The sequence below is a fragment of the Vibrio sp. Vb1574 genome (genome assembly GCF_033338675.1).
Genome location: NZ_JAWOTC010000073.1, coordinates 1 through 7,091, shown reverse-complemented (window position 1 = coordinate 7,091; position 7,091 = coordinate 1). Strand labels below are relative to the sequence as shown.

6 protein-coding genes are annotated in these 7,091 nt (G+C 45.8%); 1 reads left to right on the top strand and 5 read right to left on the bottom strand.

Annotated elements, in window-relative coordinates; translation table 11 throughout:
• Positions 1 to 112: 112 nt before the first annotated feature.
• The 5 genes from sucA to sdhC form a co-directional block, all read right to left on the bottom strand.
• Entirely contained in the window at positions 113 to 2,938 is a 2,826-nt protein-coding gene (gene sucA / locus R7O12_RS23330; protein WP_005382176.1) for a 2-oxoglutarate dehydrogenase E1 component, read from the bottom strand.
• A 171-nt stretch (positions 2,939 to 3,109) separates the two neighbouring features.
• Positions 3,110 to 3,820 (bottom strand): succinate dehydrogenase iron-sulfur subunit, encoded by a 711-nt coding sequence (locus R7O12_RS23325; RefSeq protein ID WP_005382174.1) that lies wholly within the window; start codon positions 3,818 to 3,820, stop codon positions 3,110 to 3,112.
• Positions 3,821 to 3,835: 15 nt separating this feature from the next.
• Complete coding sequence (gene sdhA / locus R7O12_RS23320) at positions 3,836 to 5,602, bottom strand: succinate dehydrogenase flavoprotein subunit (protein ID WP_005382172.1); 1,767 nt, start codon at positions 5,600 to 5,602, stop codon at positions 3,836 to 3,838.
• Positions 5,603 to 5,947 (bottom strand): succinate dehydrogenase, hydrophobic membrane anchor protein, encoded by a 345-nt coding sequence (sdhD, locus tag R7O12_RS23315; RefSeq protein WP_005382169.1) that lies wholly within the window; start codon positions 5,945 to 5,947, stop codon positions 5,603 to 5,605.
• Entirely contained in the window at positions 5,941 to 6,333 is a 393-nt protein-coding gene (gene sdhC / locus R7O12_RS23310; RefSeq protein ID WP_017634811.1) for a succinate dehydrogenase cytochrome b556 subunit, read from the bottom strand. The genes sdhD and sdhC overlap by 7 nt, the downstream gene beginning before the upstream one ends.
• Before the next feature lie 396 nt (positions 6,334 to 6,729).
• Between sdhC and R7O12_RS23305 the strand changes: the two genes are divergently transcribed.
• Positions 6,730 to 7,091: citrate/2-methylcitrate synthase (locus R7O12_RS23305; protein ID WP_318074806.1), on the top strand; the 362-nt coding region annotated here is incomplete at its 3' end.

Below are 7,091 nucleotides of genomic sequence, written 5' to 3'. Positions count from 1 at the left end.
GTCGCCTGGTTGTTTGTGCCATGTCGCTACGGTTGCATCAGCAACTGATTCAGGTAAATCTGGAACCAGAATTTCAATTGTCATATCTGTTTCTTCCTTTAACTTCTAATTCTTAATTCGAAGTTTTTGAGTTCACGTTCAGAGCGTCTTCAACCAACGCTTTTTGTTGTTTCAAGTGCACCGACATGTAGCCAACTGCTGGCGAAGCAGAAGCTGGGCGACCTGCGTATTTAAGATTTGCACCTGCAGGAATAGCGGCACGGAAGTTATGTTGGCTACAGTACCAAGCACCTTGGTTCTGAGGTTCTTCCTGACACCACACGAAGTCTTCAACGTTAGTGTATTGAGCAATTGCTGCTTGTACTTCTTCCATTGGGAATGGGTAAAGCTGTTCAATACGCACGATAGCAACATCGTCTTGCTCGTTGTTACGGCGCTGCTCTAGTAGGTCAAAGTAAACCTTACCAGCACAGAACACGACACGTTTCACTTTGCTTGGTTCTAAATCATCTACTTCTGGAATTGCAGATTGGAATGTACCATCCGCCAAGTCTTCAATCGTTGAAGTACATAGAGGGTGGCGCAGCAAAGATTTCGGCGACATAACAATGAGAGGTCGACGCATTGGGCGTACAACCTGACGACGAATCATGTGGTACACCTGAGCCGGTGTTGAAGGAACCACAACCTGCATATTTTGCTCAGCACAAAGCTGAAGGTAACGCTCTAAACGTGCAGATGAGTGCTCAGGACCTTGACCTTCATAACCATGAGGTAGAAGCATAGTAAGACCGCACAAACGCGCCCACTTTTGCTCGCCTGACGAGATAAACTGGTCGATAACAACTTGTGCACCGTTGGCAAAATCACCAAACTGTGCTTCCCAGATAGTTAAACCACCTGGTTCGGCTGTTGCGTAACCGTATTCAAACGCCAACACAGCTTCTTCTGACAATACTGAGTCAAAGACTTGGAATGGCCCTTGGTTGTCATGAATATTCGCTAATGGAATGTAAGTGCTTGCATCGGTTTGGTTATGAAGAACCGAGTGACGGTGGAAGAAAGTACCACGACCCGAGTCCTGACCAGAAAGACGAATACGCTTGCCATCGTCAACCAATGTAGCATACGCCAATGTTTCAGCCATACCCCAGTCAATAGCTTTTTCACCGGTCATCATTGCTAGACGATCGTTGTATAGCTTATTAACACGGCTTTGCAGTTTATGGCTTTCTGGGTACTGACACAGACGATTGCCTAGCTCAATAAGGCGTGTCTTGTCGTATTTTGAATCCCACTCCATATCCCATTCGTGCCCTAAGTAAGGGGACCAGTCTACAGAGTGCAACGCCATTGGACGCCATTCTTTAACAACCACTTCACCGCGATCCAATGCATCGCGATACTCATTGACTAACTGAGTCGCTGTCTCGATATCTGACTCATTTTTGTCGATCAGAACATCTGCATACAATTTGCGTGGTGTAGGATGCTTTTTGATTTTCTGGTACATCAAAGGCTGAGTCGCATTTGGCTCATCCGCCTCATTGTGACCGTGGCGACGGTAACATACAAGATCGATCACGACATCGCGCTTGAACTCGTTACGGTAATCCAATGCAATGCGAGTAACAAAAGCAACTGCTTCAGGGTCATCTGCATTTACATGGAAAATTGGCGCCTGCACCATCTTCGCGATGTCGGTACAGTACATCGTAGAACGCGTGTCACGAGGATTAGACGTCGTAAAGCCTACTTGGTTGTTGATGACGATACGTACCGTACCACCAACTTGGAACCCACGAGCAAGAGACATGTTGAAAGTTTCGGCAACCACACCCTGACCAGCGATTGCTGAATCACCGTGGATGGTGATAGGAAGCACTTTGCTACCTTGATTATCACCCAAGCGGTCTTGACGTGCTCGAACTGAGCCCATGACTACCGGGTTTACGATTTCTAGGTGCGATGGGTTAAATGCAAGTGCTAAGTGAACATCACCGCCTGGAGTCGCAAAATCAGCAGAGAAACCTTGGTGATATTTCACATCACCCGTACCCCAAGTTTCGTCGTGTTTACCTGCGAACTCATCAAACAGGTCTTGAGGTTTCTTACCAAGTACGTTCACCAGCATGTTCAAACGACCGCGGTGAGCCATACCGATAACCACTTCACGCATTCCACTTGTACCCGCATGACGGATCAACTCTTTCGTCATCGGAATCAGCGCATCACCACCTTCTAAAGAGAAACGTTTTGCACCTGGGAATTTCGCCCCGAGGTAACGCTCCAAACCTTCAGCGGCTGTTAGCTCTTCTAGGAATGTGCGCTTCTCATCTTTGTTGAATGATGGCTGGCCTACGACAGACTCAAGGCGTTGCTGAATCCAACGCTTTTGCTCTGTGTCAGTCATGTGCATGTATTCAGCACCGATGGAACCGCAATAAGTTTTGTTGAGGGCTTCATAGATATCTTTCAACTTCATGGTTTCTTGCCCAACAGCAAAAGAACCTACGTTGAAAGTTTCTTCGAAGTCATCTTCGGTAAGATTATGAAAAGCAGGGTCTAACTCCGCCACTGTTGGGCGTTGCCATAGACCTAGTGGGTCTAATTCTGCAGCTTCATGCCCGCGGAAACGGTATGCGTTGATTAGCTGTAGAACTTTTACTTGTTTTGCATCGACATCTGGGTCACTAACTTGGACATTGTAATGCTTTGTTTCTCTAGCGAGTCGTCGGAAGTAGTCACGGACACGTGAATGTGGTTGTTCTGCCACTTCTTCTGATGGCTTAGGCAAGCCTTCAAAAACACGTTTCCACTCCTCACTTACCAGATCGGGATCACTTAGATACAGTTCGTAGAGGTCCTCTACATACGTTGCATTGGCGCCAGCCAAGTGTGAAGACTCGAGCCATGCCTTCATCACGCCGTTGTGCATATTTTCCCTTAACCAGTAGTTTTCACGTTTGCTTCGGTCTTTGCCGAGCTATAAGAGCCGACTAAAAATACGGTCGGCAATTTTTGTATTCTTTACTCGAATATTACTGAAGCAGTGAAGCGGTCATATCGGGTGATCCGCAACACTGCGACATTCCTAAGAGCGAGTAAATTAAACCGAACGATTAACCAACATCGACTTAATGTGACCGATGGCTTTCGTCGGATTTAATCCCTTAGGACAAACACTTACACAATTCATGATGCCATGGCAACGAAAAACGCTAAATGCATCATCAAGATCAGACAAACGTTCATCTGTTGCCGTATCGCGGCTATCAATTAGCCAACGGTACGCTGCGAGAAGACCAGCTGGGCCGATGAATTTATCAGGGTTCCACCAGAATGATGGGCAAGACGTTGTACAACATGCACACATGATACATTCGTACAATCCATCTAAATGCGCACGATCATCAGGCGATTGTAGGTTCTCACGTGATGGTGGTAATGCACCATCATCAATCAAGAATGGTTTAACTTTCGCATAGTTATCATAGAACTGCGTCATGTCAACGATAAGATCGCGCACGACAGGTAACCCTGGTAGTGGACGAATAACTATCTTATCGCCTTGTAGAGCAGATAACGGTGTGATACACGCTAGGCCGTTTTTACCATTCATATTCAAACCATCAGAACCACATACCCCTTCACGGCATGAGCGACGGAACGCGATGCTTGGATCTTGCTCTTTTAGCAGAATCAATGCATCAAGCACCATCATGTCTGAGCCTTCGTCTACCTCAAGGGTATACTCTTTCATGTAAGGCTTGGTATCCACATCCGGATTGTAACGGTATAAAGAGAAGTTTAATTTCATAGTCGTATCCTCCCTTTAGTATGTACGTACTTTCGGCGGGAAAGCTTCACGATGCGTTGGCGTCATGTTCACATCACGCTTAGTCATCGCTTCTGTTTCCGGATTGTAGATAGAGTGGCATAGCCAGTTCTCATCATCACGCTCAGGGAAATCGAAACGAGCATGTGCGCCACGACTCTCTGTACGGTAGTTCGCTGCAACGGCAGTTGAAAACGCGGTTTCCATCAGGTTATCAAGTTCTAGACACTCGATACGCTGCGTGTTGAACTCTGAAGACTTGTCCGCTAGATGCGCATCTTTCAAACGTTCGCGAATCACTTTCAACTCTTCTAGACCGGTTGCCATCGCATCGCCTTCACGGAATACCGAGAAGCTGTTTTGCATGCATGCTTGTAGGTCTTTACGAATCTGAACTGGATCTTCACCACCAGTGCTGTTTTCCCAACGCATAGTACGCGCTAGAGACGCTTCAATATCAGATTCTGTTGCAGGACGAGCTTCTGCTTGCGCTGCTAGCGTTTCGCCAAGGTGCAAGCCAGTAGCACGACCAAATACGACCAAGTCTAGTAATGAGTTGCCGCCCAGACGGTTAGCACCGTGTACCGATACAGAAGCAATCTCACCACATGCGTAAAGGCCTTGTACTTCCATCTCGCTACCGTCGGCCTTCTGCTTAATTGCTTGGCCAGAGACTTGAGTAGGTACACCACCCATCATGTAGTGACAAGTTGGAATTACTGGAATTGGCTCTTTCACAGGGTCAACGTGTGCAAATGTACGAGACAGTTCACAGATACCTGGTAGACGTGATTCAAGTACTTCTTTACCAAGGTGATCAAGTTTCAACTTGATATGTGGACCCCAAGGACCATCACAGCCGCGGCCTTCACGGATTTCAATCATCATTGAACGAGCAACCACGTCACGACCAGCAAGGTCTTTCGCGTTTGGTGCGTAGCGCTCCATGAAGCGTTCACCATCTTTATTTAGAAGGTAACCACCTTCACCACGACAACCTTCCGTCACTAGAACACCCGCGCCAGCAATACCTGTTGGGTGGAACTGCCACATTTCCATGTCTTGCATTGGAACGCCTGCGCGAAGTGCCATACCAACGCCATCACCCGTGTTGATGTGCGCGTTAGTGGTCGATGCGTAAATACGACCTGCACCACCTGTAGCTAGAATGGTTGCTTTTGATTTGAAGTAACAGATTTCACCCGTTTCCATACAAATCGCAGTACAACCCATGATTGCGCCGTCTTGGTTTTTCACAAGATCCAAAGCGTACCACTCCGAGAAGATGGTTGTTTTGTGTTTTACGTTTTGCTGGTAAAGCGTGTGAAGAAGTGCGTGACCAGTACGGTCTGCTGCAGCGGCTGTACGAGCAGCCTGCTCACCACCAAACTCTTTAGATTGACCACCGAATGGACGTTGGTAGATGGTACCATTATCAAAACGAGAGAATGGCAGACCCATTTTTTCAAGCTCGATAACTGACTCAGGACCATTTTTACACATGTATTCAATCGCGTTCTGGTCACCGATGTAGTCGGAACCTTTAACGGTATCGTACATGTGCCATTGCCAATCGTCTTTGTGCGAGTTACCCAGAGCAACAGTAATGCCACCCTGTGCAGACACAGTATGAGAACGTGTTGGAAATACTTTTGACAACAAAGCACATGATAGGCCTTGTTCTGAAATTTGTAGTGCAGCGCGCATACCTGCACCACCAGCGCCGATTACTACGGCATCAAACTCACGAACTGGAATAGACACTTACGCACCCCACAGAATAAATAGACCAGAGAAGACATAGCCGAATAGCACGGCAATAACACCAAGTTGTAGTGCGCCACGTAGTTTCGCGCACTTAATGTAATCAGTTAATACCTGCCACAAACCAACCCATGCGTGAATCAGGATCGAGACAAGTGCCAACATGGTGAATACTTTAGTGAAGGTACCACCAAAGAATTGGGTCCAAGATGCGTAAGAGATATCTGAAAATGCACAGAAGCTAATCAGATAAATCGTGTATAGCGTCATAATGATTGCAGTTGCACGAATTAGTAGGAAATCGTGTACACCATTACGACCAAATGAAGATACGTGTTTTACCATACCAAGATCCCCGCCAATAATGATAATACTGCTGTTGCACCAAACGCGACTTTAGCGCTCATCGTGCCTGAATCTAGTTCTTCAAAGTGACCTAGATCCATCAATAAGTGACGGATACCACCTGCGATGTGGTAGGCAAGTGCAGTAAGAATTCCCCACAGGATGAATTTTACGAAGAAACTATCGACGATGTCAGCGGCTTCCATAAAACCCATTGGGGATGACAGAGAAATGGATAGTAACCACAGTAATATACCCACCGCAACAAACGTAATTACCCCAGACACACGGTGTAGGATGGATGCGATTGCTGTGATAGGAAAGTGGATGGTCTGTAAATCTAAATTAACAGGTCTTGACTTTCTTTCTTTCACGGGCTTGCTCACTCAGCTCCATTGAGCATTTATTGTTATAACCAATTTCAGCTTCCAAACGTACAAAAGTTAACATCTATTTAACAAATATCGCGAGTAACAACCCAGATAATTGTAAACGCTTTGTTAACAAACGGAATCCAGCAACAAACCTCACTCTTTGTTTCTAGCCCCGAATTTATAAGGATTTAACTAAAATTTTCTTTGCCAATATACGGCGAGCAACATTCTAATACAATTGGTGTAACAAATTATGCTACATAGAACAGATTTTTAACGATTTTCATGAGAAAAATCATAACAAGTGCACACAAAGATGGAGAAAAATTGACTTTAAGCTTTAACAACAGTACAAAAATGGCACATAAACATCCTGGACGGATTAAATAATAAACAAAGGAGATTGTTATGGCGGATAAGAAAGCGACCCTTCATGTTGAAGGTCAAGCGCCAATCGAACTGCCAATTATGGACGGTACGCTAGGTACACCTGTAATTGACGTTCGTAAGCTGGGAGCCAATGGTTACTTTACTTTTGACCCAGGTTTTCTTGCCACTGCATCTTGTGAATCATCAATCACGTACATCGATGGCGGCAAAGGTATTCTTTTGCACCGCGGTTTCCCGATTGATCAATTAGCCAATAACGCAGATTACTTAGAAGTATGTTACATCCTTCTTTATGGTGAAGCCCCTACCCGAGAACAATACGAGCAATTCAAAACGACCGTTACTCGTCACACGATGGTACACGAGCAAATCGCAAGCTT

Excerpts from the sequence above, each read along its gene's own strand:
- sdhD (WP_005382169.1), bottom strand. The coding sequence starts at position 5,947 with ATGGTAAAACACGTATCTTCATTTGGTCGTAATGGTGTACACGATTTC.
- sucA (WP_005382176.1), bottom strand. The coding sequence starts at position 2,938 with ATGCACAACGGCGTGATGAAGGCATGGCTCGAGTCTTCACACTTGGCT.
- R7O12_RS23325 (WP_005382174.1), bottom strand. The coding sequence starts at position 3,820 with ATGAAATTAAACTTCTCTTTATACCGTTACAATCCGGATGTGGATACC.